We start from the raw sequence: 16,416 nt of genomic DNA on the forward strand, positions 1-16,416 counted from the left end.
CGTGGAACCTTAGCAATGAGCACAGCAATCAGTCCGACTGCTTATAACTATAAGGTCGTCCGCCAGTTCGCCATCATGACGGTGGTCTGGGGGATCCTTGGCATGGGCCTCGGCGTCTTCATCGCCTCGCAGCTGGTATGGCCGCAACTGAACCTGGACCTGCCCTGGACCAGCTTCGGCCGCCTGCGCCCGCTGCACACCAACCTGGTGATCTTCGCCTTCGGGGGCTGTGCGCTGTTCGGCACCAGCTACTACGTGGTGCAGCGCACCTGCCAGACCCGGCTGATCTCCGACAGCATGGCCGCCTTCACCTTCTGGGGTTGGCAGGCGGTGATCGTCGGGGCGCTGATCACCCTGCCGATGGGCTACACCACCACCAAGGAGTACGCCGAGCTCGAGTGGCCGCTGGCGATCCTGCTGGCCATCGTCTGGGTCACCTACGGGTTGGTGTTCTTCGGCACCATCGTCAAGCGCAAGACCAAGCATATCTATGTCGGCAACTGGTTCTACGGCGCCTTCATCGTGGTTACCGCGATGCTGCACATCGTCAACCACATCTCGCTGCCGGTAAGCCTGTTCAAGTCGTACTCGGCCTACTCCGGCGCCACCGACGCGATGATCCAGTGGTGGTACGGCCACAACGCCGTGGGCTTTTTCCTCACCACCGGCTTCCTGGGGATGATGTACTACTTCGTACCCAAGCAGGCCGAACGCCCGATCTACTCGTATCGCCTGTCTATCGTGCACTTCTGGGCACTGATCACCCTGTACATCTGGGCTGGCCCGCACCACCTGCACTACACCGCCCTGCCAGACTGGGCACAGTCGCTGGGCATGGTCATGTCGATCATCCTGCTGGCGCCAAGCTGGGGCGGCATGATCAACGGCATGATGACCCTGTCCGGTGCCTGGCACAAACTGCGCACCGACCCGATCCTTCGCTTCCTGGTGGTGTCGCTGGCGTTCTACGGCATGTCCACCTTCGAAGGCCCGATGATGGCCATCAAGACCGTGAACTCGCTGTCGCACTACACCGACTGGACCATCGGCCACGTGCACGCCGGCGCCCTCGGCTGGGTGGCGATGATCTCGATCGGCGCCGTGTACCACATGATCCCGCGCCTGTATGGCCGCGAGCAGATGCACAGCGTCGGCCTGATCAACGCGCACTTCTGGCTGGCCACCATCGGTACCGTGCTGTACATCGCCTCGATGTGGGTAAACGGCATCACCCAGGGCCTGATGTGGCGCGCCATCAACGACGACGGCACCCTCACCTACTCCTTCGTCGAAGCCCTGCAGGCCAGCCACCCTGGCTATATCGTCCGCGCCCTGGGCGGTGCGTTCTTCGCCACCGGCATGCTGCTGATGGCCTACAACGTGTTCCGTACCGTACGTGCCGCCAACCCGGCACAGGCTGAGGAAGCCGCCAAGATCGTCGTCGTGGGAGCGCACTGATGAAGCATGAAGCCGTCGAGAAGAACATAGGCCTGCTGGCCTTCTTCATGGTCATCGCCGTGAGCGTCGGTGGCCTGACCCAGATCGTCCCGCTGTTTTTCCAGGACGTCACCAACAAACCCGTGGAAGGCATGAAGCCGCGCACCGCGCTGGAGCTTGAAGGCCGCGATATCTACATCCGCGAAGGCTGCGTGGGCTGCCACTCGCAGATGATCCGCCCGTTCCGTGCCGAAACCGAGCGCTACGGCCACTACTCGGTGGCCGGCGAGAGCGTGTGGGACCACCCGTTCCTGTGGGGCTCCAAGCGTACCGGGCCGGACCTGGCGCGGGTCGGTGGCCGCTACTCCGATGACTGGCACCGTGCGCACCTGTACAACCCGCGCAACGTGGTACCGGAATCGAAGATGCCGTCGTACCCGTGGCTGGTCGAGCACAAGCTCGACGGCAAGGACACCGCGAAGAAGATGGAAGTGCTGCGCACCCTCGGCGTGCCGTACACCGACGCCGACATCGCCGGGGCCCGCGACGCGGTCAAGGGCAAGACCGAAATGGACGCCATCGTCGCGTACCTGCAGGGTCTTGGCACCATCATCAAGAGCAAACGGTGACGCTGATGGATATCGGGATGATTCGCGGCCTGGGCACCGTCGTGGTGATGGTGGCCTTCGTGGGCCTGGCGCTGTGGGTGTTCAACCCACGGCGCAAGAAGGACTTCGACGAAGCGACCCAACTGCCCTTCGCGGATGACCCCGAGGCCTGCCGCCACGTCGAGCAAGAGCACGCAAAAGCTTCTGGGAGCAAAAAACAATGACAACCTTCTGGAGTCTGTACGTTACCGTCCTGACCCTGGGCACCATCTTCTCGTTGACCTGGCTGCTGCTGTCGACCCGCAAGGGCCAGCGCGAAGAGGTCACCGACGAAACTGTCGGGCATGCCTTCGATGGCATCGAGGAGTACGACAACCCACTGCCGAAATGGTGGTTCTGGCTGTTCGTCGGTACCATCATCTTCGCCCTCGGCTACCTGGTGCTGTACCCGGGCCTGGGCAACTGGAAAGGCGTCCTGCCAGGCTACTCATACCTGGATAACGACAAGCAGACCGAGTTTTCCAACGGCCAGCCGGGCTGGACCGGCGTGCACGAGTGGGAAAAGGAAATGGCCAAGGCCGACGCCCGCTTCGGGCCGATCTTCGCCAAGTTCGCCGCCATGCCCATCACCGAGGTGGCCAAGGACCCGCAGGCCCTGAAGATGGGCGCACGGCTGTTCGCCTCCAACTGCTCGGTATGCCACGGCTCCGACGCCAAGGGTGCCTATGGTTTCCCCAATCTTACCGACAACGACTGGCGCTGGGGCGGCGAGCCGGACACCATCAAGGCAACCATCATGGGCGGCCGCCACGGCGTGATGCCGGCCTGGGCCGAAGTGATCGGCGAGCAGGGCGTGGCCGACGTGGCTGCGTTCGTGGTCAGCAAGCTCGATGGCCGCACGCTGCCAGAGGGCGTGAAAGCCGATGCCGAAAACGGTCAGAAGATCTTCGCCGCCAACTGCGTGGCCTGCCACGGGCCCGAGGGCAAGGGCACGCCAGCCATGGGCGCGCCGAACCTGACCCATCCGCAGGCGTTCATCTACGGCTCGAGCTTTGCCCAGTTGCAACAGACCATCCGCTACGGTCGCCAGGGGCAGATGCCGGCCCAGGAGCAGCTGCAAGGGAATGACAAGGTGCACTTGCTGGCGGCTTATGTGTACAGCCTGTCGCACCAGGACCAGGCACCGGCCAAAGCCGAGTAAGCAGGCCAGGCCTCTTCGCGGGTAAACCCGCTCCCACAGGTACTGCGCTCGCGTCAGGATCTGTGCGATCCCTGTGGGAGCGGGTTCACCCGCGAAGAGGCCGGTACTGAAAACACATTTGTTGCAGGCCCCATGACCTGGATCAATTGACACCTGCCATAACACGATTCATACCACGAACCCAACGCGACTAAAGGTCGCAGTGCAGCCCCATACTGCCATCAGCGGCGTATCATGGGCCGCAGAGCGCTAGCAGATTGCGCGAGACTGCGGCCGGCATGCACTGGCTGCGGCACTTCTCCACTGCCGTGGGACTTGATGATGAGCAAGCAAATTCCGGTACATGACGTCACCCCGCCTGCCAACAAAGGGAAGGATTCCGTCGACCTCTACGCCTCCCGGGAAAAGATCTACACCCGCGCTTTCACCGGCCTGTTCCGACGCCTGCGCATGGTCGGCGGGGCTGTGCTGTTCCTGCTGTACTTCGGCACGGTGTGGTTGAACTGGGGCGGCCACCAGGCCGTGTGGTGGAACCTGCCCGAACGCAAGTTCTACATCTTCGGCGCCACCATCTGGCCGCAAGACTTCATATTGCTCTCGGGCATTCTCATCGTGGCCGCCTTCGGCCTGTTCTTCATCACCGTGTTCGCCGGCCGGGTATGGTGCGGCTACACCTGCCCGCAAAGCGTGTGGACATGGATTTTCATGTGGTGCGAGAAGGTCACCGAGGGCGACCGCAACCAGCGCATGAAGCTCGACAAAGCCCCCATGAGCGGCAACAAGTTCCTGCGCAAGTTCGCCAAGCACAGCCTGTGGCTGCTGATCGGTTTCGTCACCGGCATGACCTTCGTCGGCTATTTCTCGCCGATCCGTGAACTGGCCATCGAATTCTTTACCGGCCAGGCCGACGGCTGGGCCTACTTCTGGGTCGGCTTCTTCACCCTCGCCACCTACGGCAACGCCGGCTGGCTGCGCGAGCAGGTGTGTGTGTACATGTGCCCCTACGCGCGCTTCCAGAGCGTGATGTTCGACAAAGACACGCTGATCGTTTCCTACGACCCGCGTCGTGGCGAAACCCGCGGCCCGCGCAAAAAGGACCTGGACTACAAGGCCGCGGGCCTGGGCGACTGCATCGACTGCACCATGTGCGTGCAGGTCTGCCCCACCGGCATCGATATCCGTGACGGCCTGCAGATCGAGTGCATCGGCTGCGCCGCGTGCATCGATGCCTGTGACAACATCATGGACAAGATGAATTACCCAAGGGGGCTGATCAGCTACACCACCGAGCACAACCTGTCCGGGCAGAAGACCCACATGCTGCGCCCGCGCCTGATCGGCTATGCCGTGGTACTGCTGGTGATGATGGTCGGCCTGGCCACCGCCTTCGCCACCCGTTCGCTGGTCGGTTTCGACGTCAGCAAGGACCGCGTGCTGTACCGCGAGAACGCCCAGGGCCGGATCGAGAACGTGTATAGCCTGAAGGTGATGAACAAAGACCAGCGTGACCACGTCTACGTGCTGGACGCCACCGGCCTGCCGGACCTGAAGCTTGAAGGCCAGCGCGAGATCCGCGTGGACGCTGGTGATATCGTCAGCCTGCCGGTGCAGCTGTCGATCGCGCCCGAGAAACTGCCATCGACCACCAACGAAATCACCTTCATCCTCAAGAGCGCCGATGACAGCGACGCCCAGGTTGAAGCCAAGAGCCGCTTCATCGGCCCACAGATCCGCTGAGAGAGATAACCCACAATGCCTGCCACCGCCGCCAGCCCCTGGTACAAGCACCTCTGGCCCTGGATCATCATCGGCATTCTCGCCACCTCGGTGTGCCTGAGCCTGACCATGGTCAGCATCGCCGTGCACAACCCGGACAACTTGGTGAACGACAACTACTACGAGGCTGGCAAGGGCATCAACCGCTCGCTGGACCGAGAACTGCTGGCGCAGACGCTGGGCCTGAAGGCCGGCGTGCACCTGGACGAGCTGACCGGCGAAGTGGACGTGCGCCTGACCGGCAACAGCGACCCGCAGAGCCTGGAGCTGAACCTGATCTCGCCAACCCAGCCGGAGAAAGACCGCAAGGTGCTGTTGAGCCGGGTCGAGGCTGGGCGCTATGTAGGGCAGCTGGAGGACAAGGTTGACGGGCGGCGCTTCGTTGAGCTGCTGGGTAGCGAAGGTGGCCAGGTGTGGCGCTTGTTCGAGGAGGAAAAGGTCGAGCATGGTGTGACCTTGCAGCTGGGTGATGAAGCACTGCAAGGTGCCGAGCACCAATAATCGCACCTCCGCCGCTCCTTGTAGGAGCGGGTTTACCCGCGAATGCGTCTAACCTGAAAACATCATTGCCTGATCTGACGCATTCGCGGGTGAACCCGCTCCCACAGGTGCTGTGCCCAACCAGCCGATTTGTGTAAGGCAATGATGTGATGACCCAGCCCACCCCTTGCTACCACTGCGCAATGCCCGTCCCTGCCGGCAGCCGCTTCAACGCCGTGGTCCTCGGTGAGTCCCGGCAGTTCTGCTGCCCCGGCTGCCAGGCGGTGGCCGAGTCGATCGTCGCCGGTGGCCTGGAGCACTATTACCAGCATCGTAGCGACAACAGTGCCAACCCCGAGGCCCTGCCCAAACAACTGCAGGACGAGCTCGCCCTCTATGACCGCAGCGACTTACAGCAAACCTTCGTTCGCCATGCTGGCGACCTGGCCGAGACCACCCTGCTGGTCGAAGGCATCAGCTGCGCCGCCTGCGGCTGGCTGATCGAAAAGCACCTGCGCAACCTGCCCGGCGTCGCCGAGGCGCGTCTGAACCTGTCCAACCACCGCCTGCTGCTGAACTGGGATGACAAGCAACTGCCGCTCTCGCGCCTGCTCGCCGAGCTGCGCCAGATCGGCTACGCCGCCCACCCCTATCAGCCCGACCAGGCCGCCGAGCAACTGGCCCGCGAGAACCGCAGCGCCCTGCGCCGCCTTGGCGTGGCCGGGCTGCTGTGGTTCCAGGCGATGATGGCAACCATGGCCACCTGGCCGGAATTCAACATCGACCTGTCGCCCGAACTGCACACCATCCTGCGCTGGGTGGCGCTGTTTCTCACCATCCCCATCGTGTTCTACAGCTGCGCACCGTTCTTCAAGGGCGCGGCACGCGACCTGCGTACCCGCCACCTGACCATGGACGTTTCGGTGTCGCTGGCCATTGGCCTGGCCTTTGGCGCCGGCATCTGGACCGCCATCACCGGCAGCGGCGAGCTGTATTTCGACACCGTGGGCATGTTCGCGCTGTTCCTGCTCACTGGCCGTTACCTGGAGCGCCGCGCCCGCGAACGCACCGCCGCGGCCACTGCGCAGCTGGTCAACCTGCTGCCGGCCTCGTGCCTGCGCCTGGACGCCGTCGGCCGCAGCGAACGCATCCTGCTCAGCGAACTGCAGCGCGGTGACACGGTGCAGGTGCTGCCAGGCGCGGTAATCCCCGCCGACGGGCGCATCGTCGAAGGCCGCTCCAGCGTCGATGAATCGTTGCTGACCGGTGAATACCTGCCGCAACCACGGCGGGTCGGCGAGCGGGTCACGGGCGGTACCCTGAACGTCGAAAGCACCCTGAACGTGGAAGTCGAAGCCCTCGGCCACGACTCGCGGTTGTCGGCCATCGTCCGCCTGCTGGAACGCGCCCAGACCGAAAAACCCCGCCTGGCCGAAATCGCCGACCGGGCCTCGCAGTGGTTCCTGCTGTTCTCGCTGCTGGCCGCCGCGGCCATCGGCCTGTGGTGGTGGCACCTGGACCCGACGCGGGCGTTCTGGATCGTGCTGGCCATGTTGGTAGCGACCTGCCCCTGCGCGCTGTCCCTGGCCACGCCAACGGCGCTTACCGCAGCCACTGGTACGTTGCACAAGCTCGGCCTGCTGGTGACCCGTGGCCATGTGCTGGAAGGCCTGAACCAGATCGACACGGTGATTTTCGACAAGACCGGAACGCTGACCGAAGGCCGCCTGACCTTGCGCAGCATTCGACCGCTCGGCAGCCTGCCCGCCGACCGCTGCCTGGCCCTGGCCGCAGCGCTGGAGAACCGCTCCGAACACCCCATCGCCCGTGCCTTCGGCCGCACCGCCACGCCTGCTGACGACGTGCAGACCGTGCCGGGCCTGGGCCTGGAAGGGCTGGTCGACGGCCAGCGCCTGCGCATTGGCCAGGCCACCTTCGTCTGCGCCCTGAGCGGAGCGGAAATCCCTGGCGTGCCAGAGCCGCGCGGCCAGTGGCTGCTACTGGGCGACCGCCAGGGCCCACTGGCCTGGTTCGGCCTGGACGACCGCCTGCGCGACGATGCCCCTGCCCTGCTGGCAGCCTGCAAGGCCCGTGGCTGGCGCACGCTGCTGCTGTCGGGCGACAGCTCGCCGATGGTCGCCGAAGTGGCCGCGCAGCTGGGCATCGACCAGGCCATCGGCGGCCTGCGCCCGGACGACAAACTGGACCGGCTGAAGGCGCTGCAGGCGGCCGGGCGCAAGGTGCTGATGCTGGGTGACGGGGTCAACGACGTGCCGGTACTGGCCGCCGCGGACATCAGCATCGCCATGGGCAGCGCCACCGACCTGGCCAAGACCAGCGCCGACGCCGTGCTGCTGTCCAACCGCCTGCAGGCGCTGGTACAGGCCTTCGAGCTGGCCCGCCGCACCCGCCGCAACATCCTCGAGAACCTGCTGTGGGCGACCCTGTATAATGGCCTGATGTTGCCGTTCGCCGCGCTCGGCTGGATCACCCCGGTATGGGCAGCCATCGGCATGTCGGTCAGTTCGCTGATCGTGGTGCTCAATGCCCTGCGCCTGACCCGCCAGCCCCCGGCATCGGGTTTGCCATCGACCGAAGCGCCCCTGCCTGGGAGGAAGACGCCATGCCCGCCCTCTATGTCATGATTCCCGCGGCCCTGCTGCTGGTCGGCGTGGCCGTGTACATCTTCTTCTGGGCGGTGGACAGCGGCCAGTACGACGACCTGGAAAGCCCTGCCCACAGCATCCTGTTCGACGACCAGGACCCGCGCCATCAGGCGGCGGTGAAGCCTGACGACAGCAAGGCCGACACCGACAAGGAAAACCCGCCCCGTGCCTGACCTGCTGCCCCTGCTGGGCTCGGCGTTGATCCTCGGTTTGCTCGGCGGCGGCCACTGCCTGGGCATGTGCGGCGGCCTGATGGGCGCGCTGACCCTTGCCATCCCGCCTGAACAACGTGGTCGGCGCATGCGCCTGCTGCTCGCGTACAACCTTGGCCGCATTCTCAGTTATGCCTGTGCCGGCCTGCTGCTGGGCCTGGCCGGCTGGGCCGTGGCCAGCAGCCCGGCGGCGCTGGCACTGCGGGTGGTGGCGGCGCTGCTGTTGATCGCCATGGGGCTGTACCTGGCCGGCTGGTGGAGCGGGCTGACCCGCATCGAGGCGCTGGGCCGGGGACTGTGGCGGCATATTCAGCCAGTGGCGTCGCGCTTGCTACCGGTATCCAGCATGCCCCGGGCGTTGCTGCTGGGGGCCTTGTGGGGATGGTTGCCATGCGGGTTGGTGTACAGCACCTTGCTGTGGGCGGCCAGCCAGGGCAATGCCGGGTACAGCGCGGCGCTGATGCTGGCGTTCGGCGTGGGAACCTGGCCGGTGCTACTGGCCACGGGACTGGCGGCTGAGCGAGTAAACCGGTTGTTGAAACGGCGCAGTGTGCGGGTGGCTGGCGGGGTGCTGGTGATGCTGTTTGGGGTATGGACCCTGCCCGGGCCGCATCAGCATTGGTTGATGGGGCATTGATGGGGGCCGCCGTGCGGCCCTTTTCGGGCATGCCCGCTCCCACAGGGCCCTGCGAACGGCTGATAGCAGCCCCTATGCCCTTGATACAAATCAACACCGGTTCCTGCAGACAGCCATAGACTCCGGGGCACTGCTGCTCTTTCCGGGGACCACCCTCATGCTCGACGACCTACGTTGGGATACCGACCTGATCCGCCGCTACGACCTGGCCGGGCCACGCTACACCTCCTACCCGACCGCCGTGCAACTGCACAGCGAAGTGGGCTCGTTCGACCTGCTCCACGCCCTGCGCGAGAGCCGTCGGGCCGTGCGCCCGCTGTCGCTGTACGTGCACGTGCCGTTCTGCGCCAACATCTGCTACTACTGCGCCTGCAACAAGGTCATCACCAAAGACCGCGCCCGCGCTGCGCCCTACCTGCAGCGCCTGGAGCAGGAAATCCAGCTGATCGCCTGCCACCTCGATCCCAAGCAGCGTGTCGAGCAGTTGCACTTCGGCGGCGGCACGCCAACCTTCCTCAGCCATGTGGAACTGCGCCAGCTGATGGCCACCCTGCGCCAGCACTTCCACCTGCTGGACGACGACTCCGGCGACTACGGCATCGAGATCGACCCGCGCGAAGCCGACTGGTCGACCATGGGCCTGCTCCGCGAACTGGGCTTCAACCGCGTCAGCCTGGGCGTGCAGGACCTCGACCCAGCCGTGCAGCGCGCGGTCAACCGCCTGCAGAGCCTGGAGCAGACCCGCACCCTGATCGAAGCCGCGCGCACCCTGCAGTTCCGCTCGATCAACCTCGACCTGATCTACGGCCTGCCCAAGCAAACCCCGGAAGGCTTTGCCCGCACTGTCGAAGAAGTGATCCGCCTGCAACCCGACCGCCTGTCGGTGTTCAACTACGCCCACCTGCCCGAGCGCTTCATGCCGCAACGGCGCATCGACAGCAATGACCTGCCCAGCGCGGCCGCTAAGCTGGAGATGCTGCACGCCACCATCGACCAGCTGACCGCAGCCGGCTACCGCTACATCGGCATGGACCACTTCGCCCTGCCCGACGACGAGCTCGCCATCGCCCAGGAGGAAGGCACCCTGCAGCGCAACTTCCAGGGCTACACCACCCATGGGCACTGCGACCTGATCGGCCTGGGCGTGTCGGCCATCAGCCAGATCGGCGACCTGTACTGCCAGAACAGCAGCGACCTCAACACCTACCAGGACAGCCTGTCCAACGTCCAACTGGCCACCCAGCGCGGCCTGCTGTGCAACCACGACGACCGTATCCGCCGTGCAGTGATCCAGCAACTGATCTGCCATTTCGAGCTCGATTTCGAGCCGATCGAACAGGCATTCACCATTGATTTTCGCGGCTACTTCAACGACCTCTGGCCAGAACTGCTGACCTTGCAGCGCGACGGCCTGATCCGCCTGGACGACAAAGGCATCCGCATCCTGCCGGCCGGCCGCCTGCTGGCGCGCTCGGTATGCATGGTGTTCGACGCTTACCTGGCGATGCACAACCGCCAGCGCTTCTCGCGGGTGATCTGAACCGAGTCGTTCAACCGCATGGACAAAGTTCCTTGCCAGGCACACCATGGGCACAGCGAAGGCCCCGGCGCACACCCGCCGGGGCCGGGCCAGCTCGCACCACAACAGCGCACGCTGGCCTACAACCTATGCCGTGAGTTACCCTTACGTCTTATGTGTGCTTTCCCACAAGGATCGAATGAAAATGTCCGAGCCAGTCAAACTGCGCCCACACAACCAGGCCCATTGCAAGGACTGCAGCCTGGCCCCCCTGTGCCTGCCTCTGTCGCTCAACCTGGAAGACATGGATGCACTGGATGAAATCGTCAAACGTGGGCGGCCGTTGAAAAAAGGCGAGTTCCTGTTCCGCCAGGGCGACAATTTCGGCTCGGTCTACGCGGTACGTTCCGGCGCGCTGAAAACCTTCAGCCTCAGCGACAGCGGCGAAGAGCAGATCACCGGCTTCCACCTGCCCAGCGAGCTGGTCGGCCTGTCGGGCATGGACACCGAAGCCTACCCGGTGTCGGCCCAGGCCCAGGAAACTACCTCGGTGTGCGAAATCCCGTTCGAACGTCTCGACGAGCTGTCGGTGCAGCTACCGCAGCTACGCCGCCAACTGATGCGGGTAATGAGCCGGGAAATCCGCGACGACCAGCAGATGATGCTGCTGCTGTCGAAAAAGACCGCTGACGAGCGTATTGCCACCTTCCTGGTCAACCTGTCGGCACGCTTCCGCGCCCGCGGCTATTCGGCCAACCAGTTCCGCCTGAGCATGTCGCGCAACGAAATCGGCAACTACTTGGGCCTGGCGGTGGAAACCGTGTCGCGGGTGTTCACCCGCTTCCAGCAGAATGGCCTGATCCGCGCCGAAGGCAAGGAAGTGCACATTCTCGACCCGATCCAGCTGTGCGCGCTGGCCGGCGGAGCAATGGAGGCCTGAGGCCGGCGTTTAGCGGGTATACTTGGGCATTCGTTTCCCAGGATACCCGCAACAATGCACAGCGACGCCTTCGACCTCAAAGCCCTGATCCGCCCGGTAGTGGACTTCCCCAAACCGGGTGTGATCTTCCGCGATATCACCCCGCTGTTCCAGTCGCCGCGCGGGCTGCGCTATGTGGCCGACCAGTTCATCGAACGCTATGTCGAAGCCGAGTTCAGCCACATCGGTGCCATGGATGCCCGGGGCTTCCTGATCGGCTCGATCATCGCACACCAACTGAACAAGCCGCTGATCCTGTTCCGCAAGCAGGGCAAGCTGCCGGCTGATGTGCTGAGCGAGGGTTACCAGACCGAGTACGGCGAAGCCTTCCTGGAAGTGCACGCCGACAGCCTGTGCGAAGGGGATTCGGTGTTGATCTTCGATGACTTGATTGCTACGGGCGGTACGCTGCTGGCAGCGGCCAACCTGGTGCGCCGGACCGGTGCGCAGGTGTTCGAGGCGGCAGCGATCATCGATCTGCCGGAGCTGGACGGGTCGCGCCGGCTGCAGGCGGCCGGGGTACCGACTTTCTGCCTGACCGAGTTTTCTCTTAGCGAGTACTGAGTTGGGTTTTGGGGCTGCAAAGCGGCCCCAACAATTCTGAATCAGAGCGAAATCGGCCGACGCCCCGCAAAAGCATGGGCCAAGGTCCCACCATCCACCAGCTCAAGCTCGCCGCCCAGCGGTACACCATGGGCAATCCGCGACGCCACCAGGCCCTTCTCGCTCAGCAACTGGGCAATGTAATGCGCCGTCGCCTCCCCTTCCACCGTCGGGTTGGTCGCCAGGATCACCTCGGTGAAGGTGCCCTGCTCCTCGATCCGCGCCATCAGCTGCGGAACCCCGATCGCCTCGGGCCCCAGCCCGTCCAGCGGCGACAAGTGGCCCTTGAGCACGAAGTAGCGGCCACGGTAGCCGGTCTGCTCCACTGCATACACATCGGTCGGCCCTTCGACCACACACAACTGGGTATCGTCACGGCGCGTGTCGCCGCATTGCGGGCACAGCTCCTGCTCGGTCAGGGTACGGCACTGACGGCAATGCCCAACCCCTTCCATGGCCTGGGTCAAGGCCTGTGCCAGGCGCAGGCCACCGCTACGGTCACGCTCGAGCAGTTGCAGGGCCATGCGCTGGGCGGTTTTCTGGCCGACACCCGGGAGAATACGCAGGGCATCGATCAGTTGGCGGATGAGTGGGCTGAAGCTCATGGGAAAGGCCTGACAAATCAATAAGAGGCGGTTTATACCCAGCAGGGGCAGTGGCGTCAAATCAGCCATGCGACCTGCGCGGTCTGTTTTCTGTGGGAGCGGCCTTGTGTCGCGAAAGGGGCGCGAAGCGGCCGCGCGATTTCAGCTTCGCAGCGTGAATTGCCGGGGCTGCTGCGCAGCCCTTTCGCGACACAAGGCCGCTCCCACAAAAAAACAGACCGCGCCTGGGTTGAAATCTCTGTAAAAAAAACCGCCGCTGGTATCAGCGGCGGTTTTCGGTAACGCAAATGCCCTTAGAACGGCATCTTGAAGCCCGGCGGCAGCTGCATGCCGGCGGTCATGCTGCCCATCTTGTCCTGGCTGTTCTGCTCGACCTTGCGCACAGCGTCGTTCAGTGCCGCGGCAATCAGGTCTTCCAGCACTTCCTTGTCGTCTTCATCAGTCGACATCAGGCTCTGGTCGATGCTGACACGCTTGACGTCGTGACGACCGGTCATCACCACGCTCACCAGGCCACCACCGGACTGGCCGGTGACTTCGGCGTTGGCCAGCTCTTCCTGCATCTTCTGCATCTTTTCCTGCATCTGCTGGGCCTGCTTCATCAGGCCGGCCATGCCACCTTTCATCATGGGGGTATACCTCGATTGGGTCATGTGATGCGGCCCGGCACCGGGCCGGCCGCATGGTTATCCGTTACTGGCCCTGATTAACCAGGGCTTCTACAGGCTCAATAGTATCCTGCCGCACCTTGGCGCCGAACAACTTGATCATCTGCTGGATCAACGGATCCTGCTCGATCGAGGTGACCGCGTCCTGCTGGCGCTCGGCGCGTTTGCGCGCCGCTGCCTGGGCCGGGGTTTCCTGCTCGGGCAGGATCAGCTCGATGCGCAGGTTCAGCGTGCGCCCCAGGTGCTGGTTGAGCGCTTCGTTAAGGCGCCGTTGCTGGGTCGCGTTGAACAGCGCACCCTGGCCAGGGTCCAGGTGCAGCAGCCAGTCGTCGCCATCGACGGCAATCAACGTACAGTTTGCCGCGATGTTGCCTGTCATCCCGGATACAGGCAACTGTGGGAATAATTCCAGCCATTGCAGGGCCAGGCCGGTAGCCGGCTTGGCTGCGGGCAGCGGTACGGCTGCCGGCTTGGGTGCTTCTTCCTGGACGTGTTCGGCCAGTTCGTCCAGGTAGCTGAAGCCGACCGGGTCGCTTTCGCCGCCGTAATAGTCTTCGTCCAGTGGCGGTTCATCGTCGCGGTCCATGCCCACGGCGGCATAGGCGGACGGGTCGAAGGGTGGCTCGTCGTCGTGTGCCGGGGCGGCAGGTGCCGGCGTGGGCACAGCGGCCGGTGCAGGAGCCGGCGCAGGCTCGGCCACTACCGGTGCGGGCGTTGGCGCGGGCTCTTCCCATGGCAGGTCAACCACCTCTGCCACGGGTTCTGGTGCTGGCTCAGGTTCACTGACCGGGGCAGGCTCAGCTGCCACCACAGGCTCGACAACCGGCTGTGGCGCTGGTTCGACCGGTGCGGGCGCCTGCACTTGTTGCTCGGCAACCGGTGCAACCGGCGCCACGACAGCAGCGGCCGGCGGCGCCACGGCAACCGCCGGCGCTGCCACCGGTGTTGCAGGATCAGCTGTGGCCTGGCTGATCCCCACTGGCTTTAGTACCGGCTTCGGCGCGTCGTCGGTGTCGGCGGGGCGGAACGCGAGCATGCGCAGCAGGACCATTTCGAAGCCGCCGCGCGGGTCCGGCGCAAGTGGCAGGTCACGGCGGCCTATCAGGCCCATCTGGTAATAGAACTGCACGTCCTCGGCTGGCAATGCCGAGGCCAGCGCCAGCACCCGCTCACGGTCGCCCTGGCCGTTGTCCACCGCTTCCGGCAGCGCCTGGGCAATGGCCACGCGGTGCAGCACATTGAGCATCTCGGCCAGCACGCCAGCCCAGTCCGGGCCCTGCTCGGCCAGGTTGCGCACGGCCTCGAGCAAGGCCCGGGCATCGCCTTCGAGCAACGCCTGCAGCACCCCGTAGACTTGGCCATGATCAAGGCTGCCGAGCATGGCCCGCACATCGGCGGCCAGTACCTTGCCTTCGCCAAAGGCGATGGCCTGGTCGGTCAGGCTCATGGCGTCGCGCATCGAGCCATCGGCCGCGCGCCCCAGCAGCCACAGGGCATCCGGCTCGAACGGCACGTTCTCGGCGGCCAGAACATGGCTGAGGTGCTCGACCACCCGCTCCGGGCTCATGTTCTTCAGCGAGAACTGCAGACAGCGCGACAGGATGGTGGCCGGCAGTTTCTGCGGGTCAGTGGTGGCGAGGATGAACTTGACGTAGGGCGGTGGCTCTTCCAGCGTCTTGAGCAAGGCGTTGAACGAGTGAGTCGAGAGCATGTGCACTTCGTCGATCAGGTAGACCTTGAAGCGCCCACGACTCGGGGCGTACTGCACGTTATCGAGCAGTTCGCGCGTGTCCTCGACCTTGGTGCGGCTGGCGGCGTCGATCTCGATCAGGTCGACGAAACGGCCTTCGTCAATCTCCCGGCACACCGAACAGGTACCGCAGGGCGTTGAGGTGATGCCGGTTTCGCAGTTCAGGCACTTGGCGATGATACGGGCAATGGTCGTCTTGCCCACACCCCGGGTACCAGTGAACAGATAGGCATGGTGCAGGCGCTGGTTGTCCAAGGCATTGATCAAGGCCTTGAGCACATGGGTCTGGCCGACCATTTCGCGGAACGAGCGCGGACGCCATTTACGTGCAAGAACCTGATAACTCATCGAAAAACCATCGCAGCCTGATCGAGCGGAAGATCGCTAATGCTAGCGGAGCGGGGGCAAAATTGCACCCTGCGCAAGTCGTCTAAGCTTTGAAACTGGCGCGCCATCCAGGGAGGATCGCCTTTGCGAAGACTGCTGGCCCTGTTGCTGCTGTGGAGCACCTACAACCAGGCTGAACAGCCCCTGGTGCGTTTTTCTGTCGCCGAGAGCTGGAGCATGCCGCTGGTACGCATCGAAGGCGACCAGCCGGTGGAAGGCATGCTGTACGACCTGATGCAGGCCTTGGCCAAGGAAGTGGGCATCCGCCCTGAATACCACGTCATGGCCCGCCTGCGTCTGCAGGAGGCGATGAACAGCGGTGATATCGATGTGCGCTGCTATGTCAGCACCCAGTGGTTCAATGACCGGCCAGGGGATTTTGTCTGGAGCATTCCACTGCTGCACCAGCGAGACCTGCTGGTAGGACGCGCTGGCAATAGTACTCCGCTGCCCCCGGAGCAATTGACTGCCCAGGTCATTGGTACGGTGCTTGGCTACACCTATTCGACCTTGCAACCGCTGCTCGCCCAGGGTCGCCTGCACCGCGAGGACAGCCGCAGCCAGTTGCTGGTACTGCAGAAGCTGCAAGCCGGGCGCTATCGGCATGCGGTAAGCAACCAGCTGTCGTTGCAGTGGTTCAACCAGGGCCTGCCCACCGAACAGCAATTGCAGGCGCTGGCAGTACTGGAAGAACAGGACCTGGGATGCATGGTACGCAATGACCCGTCGATACCGACCCAAGGGCTGCTGCGGGCGCTGGTGCGAATGAAGCAGTCGGGGGAGATCGAGCGGATTGTGCAGCGGTATGGGGGGACGGGCAACCAAGAACCCATGTCTGTGGCTCGCCCCTGAGCCACGCATACCTGATGAAAGACAAACCCGCCCGAA

At 64.2% G+C, this 16,416-nt stretch carries 16 protein-coding genes; 13 read left to right on the plus strand and 3 right to left on the minus strand.

All coding sequences use genetic code 11. The features are described 5' to 3' along the window. The first annotated feature begins 15 nt into the window (after positions 1-15). From ccoN to KDB76_RS20165, 12 genes are all read left to right on the plus strand, one after another. On the plus strand, positions 16-1,458 hold the full coding sequence (ccoN, locus tag KDB76_RS20110; protein WP_015271137.1) for a cytochrome-c oxidase, cbb3-type subunit I: 1,443 nt from the start codon (positions 16-18) through the stop codon (positions 1,456-1,458). Then, positions 1,458-2,066, plus strand: coding sequence for a cytochrome-c oxidase, cbb3-type subunit II (gene ccoO, locus KDB76_RS20115; RefSeq protein WP_013973496.1), 609 nt, complete (start codon positions 1,458-1,460; stop codon positions 2,064-2,066). The genes ccoN and ccoO overlap by 1 nt, the downstream gene beginning before the upstream one ends. 5 nt (positions 2,067-2,071) lie before the next feature. Next, positions 2,072-2,269, plus strand: coding sequence for a CcoQ/FixQ family Cbb3-type cytochrome c oxidase assembly chaperone (locus KDB76_RS20120; protein WP_015271138.1), 198 nt, complete (start codon positions 2,072-2,074; stop codon positions 2,267-2,269). After that, complete coding sequence (ccoP, locus tag KDB76_RS20125; protein WP_038410021.1) at positions 2,266-3,246, plus strand: cytochrome-c oxidase, cbb3-type subunit III; 981 nt, start codon at positions 2,266-2,268, stop codon at positions 3,244-3,246. The genes KDB76_RS20120 and ccoP overlap by 4 nt, the downstream gene beginning before the upstream one ends. A gap of 321 nt (positions 3,247-3,567) precedes the next feature. After that, complete coding sequence (gene ccoG, locus KDB76_RS20130; RefSeq protein ID WP_015271140.1) at positions 3,568-4,983, plus strand: cytochrome c oxidase accessory protein CcoG; 1,416 nt, start codon at positions 3,568-3,570, stop codon at positions 4,981-4,983. A gap of 15 nt (positions 4,984-4,998) precedes the next feature. Continuing rightward, positions 4,999-5,523 carry a FixH family protein gene (locus tag KDB76_RS20135; protein WP_003259657.1) on the plus strand — a complete coding sequence of 175 codons (525 nt, stop codon included), beginning with the start codon at positions 4,999-5,001 and terminating at the stop codon, positions 5,521-5,523. A 149-nt stretch (positions 5,524-5,672) separates the two neighbouring features. Further along, complete coding sequence (locus tag KDB76_RS20140; RefSeq protein WP_024087433.1) at positions 5,673-8,147, plus strand: heavy metal translocating P-type ATPase; 2,475 nt, start codon at positions 5,673-5,675, stop codon at positions 8,145-8,147. Further along, positions 8,126-8,341 (plus strand): cbb3-type cytochrome oxidase assembly protein CcoS, encoded by a 216-nt coding sequence (ccoS, locus tag KDB76_RS20145; protein ID WP_013973501.1) that lies wholly within the window; start codon positions 8,126-8,128, stop codon positions 8,339-8,341. The genes KDB76_RS20140 and ccoS overlap by 22 nt, the downstream gene beginning before the upstream one ends. Beyond that, the gene (locus tag KDB76_RS20150) at positions 8,334-9,017 is read left to right on the plus strand and encodes a sulfite exporter TauE/SafE family protein (RefSeq protein ID WP_013973502.1); all 684 of its coding nucleotides are present in this window, start codon (positions 8,334-8,336) and stop codon (positions 9,015-9,017) included. The genes ccoS and KDB76_RS20150 overlap by 8 nt, the downstream gene beginning before the upstream one ends. 157 nt (positions 9,018-9,174) lie before the next feature. Then, the gene (gene hemN, locus KDB76_RS20155; protein WP_013973503.1) at positions 9,175-10,557 is read left to right on the plus strand and encodes an oxygen-independent coproporphyrinogen III oxidase; all 1,383 of its coding nucleotides are present in this window, start codon (positions 9,175-9,177) and stop codon (positions 10,555-10,557) included. A 184-nt stretch (positions 10,558-10,741) separates the two neighbouring features. After that, on the plus strand, positions 10,742-11,476 hold the full coding sequence (gene fnrA, locus KDB76_RS20160; protein WP_015271145.1) for a Crp/Fnr family transcriptional regulator FnrA: 735 nt from the start codon (positions 10,742-10,744) through the stop codon (positions 11,474-11,476). A 54-nt stretch (positions 11,477-11,530) separates the two neighbouring features. After that, on the plus strand, positions 11,531-12,079 hold the full coding sequence (locus tag KDB76_RS20165) for an adenine phosphoribosyltransferase (protein WP_009683910.1): 549 nt from the start codon (positions 11,531-11,533) through the stop codon (positions 12,077-12,079). A 41-nt stretch (positions 12,080-12,120) separates the two neighbouring features. On the opposite strand, the gene recR is transcribed toward KDB76_RS20165, so the two are convergent. The 3 genes from recR to dnaX form a co-directional block, all read right to left on the minus strand. Then, positions 12,121-12,723, minus strand: a complete 603-nt coding sequence (recR, locus tag KDB76_RS20170; RefSeq protein WP_038410022.1) for a recombination mediator RecR — start codon at positions 12,721-12,723, stop codon at positions 12,121-12,123. A 293-nt stretch (positions 12,724-13,016) separates the two neighbouring features. Continuing rightward, on the minus strand, positions 13,017-13,352 hold the full coding sequence (locus KDB76_RS20175) for a YbaB/EbfC family nucleoid-associated protein (protein ID WP_003259671.1): 336 nt from the start codon (positions 13,350-13,352) through the stop codon (positions 13,017-13,019). Between the two features lie 64 nt (positions 13,353-13,416). Then, positions 13,417-15,489, minus strand: a complete 2,073-nt coding sequence (gene dnaX, locus KDB76_RS20180) for a DNA polymerase III subunit gamma/tau (protein WP_013973506.1) — start codon at positions 15,487-15,489, stop codon at positions 13,417-13,419. 123 nt (positions 15,490-15,612) lie between these two features. Between dnaX and KDB76_RS20185 the strand changes: the two genes are divergently transcribed. After that, complete coding sequence (locus KDB76_RS20185; protein WP_013973507.1) at positions 15,613-16,380, plus strand: transporter substrate-binding domain-containing protein; 768 nt, start codon at positions 15,613-15,615, stop codon at positions 16,378-16,380. Positions 16,381-16,416: the final 36 nt, after the last annotated feature.

The sequence above is a fragment of the Pseudomonas sp. JS425 genome, from assembly GCF_018223845.1.
Classification (GTDB): Bacteria; Pseudomonadota; Gammaproteobacteria; order Pseudomonadales; family Pseudomonadaceae; genus Aquipseudomonas; species Aquipseudomonas asiatica.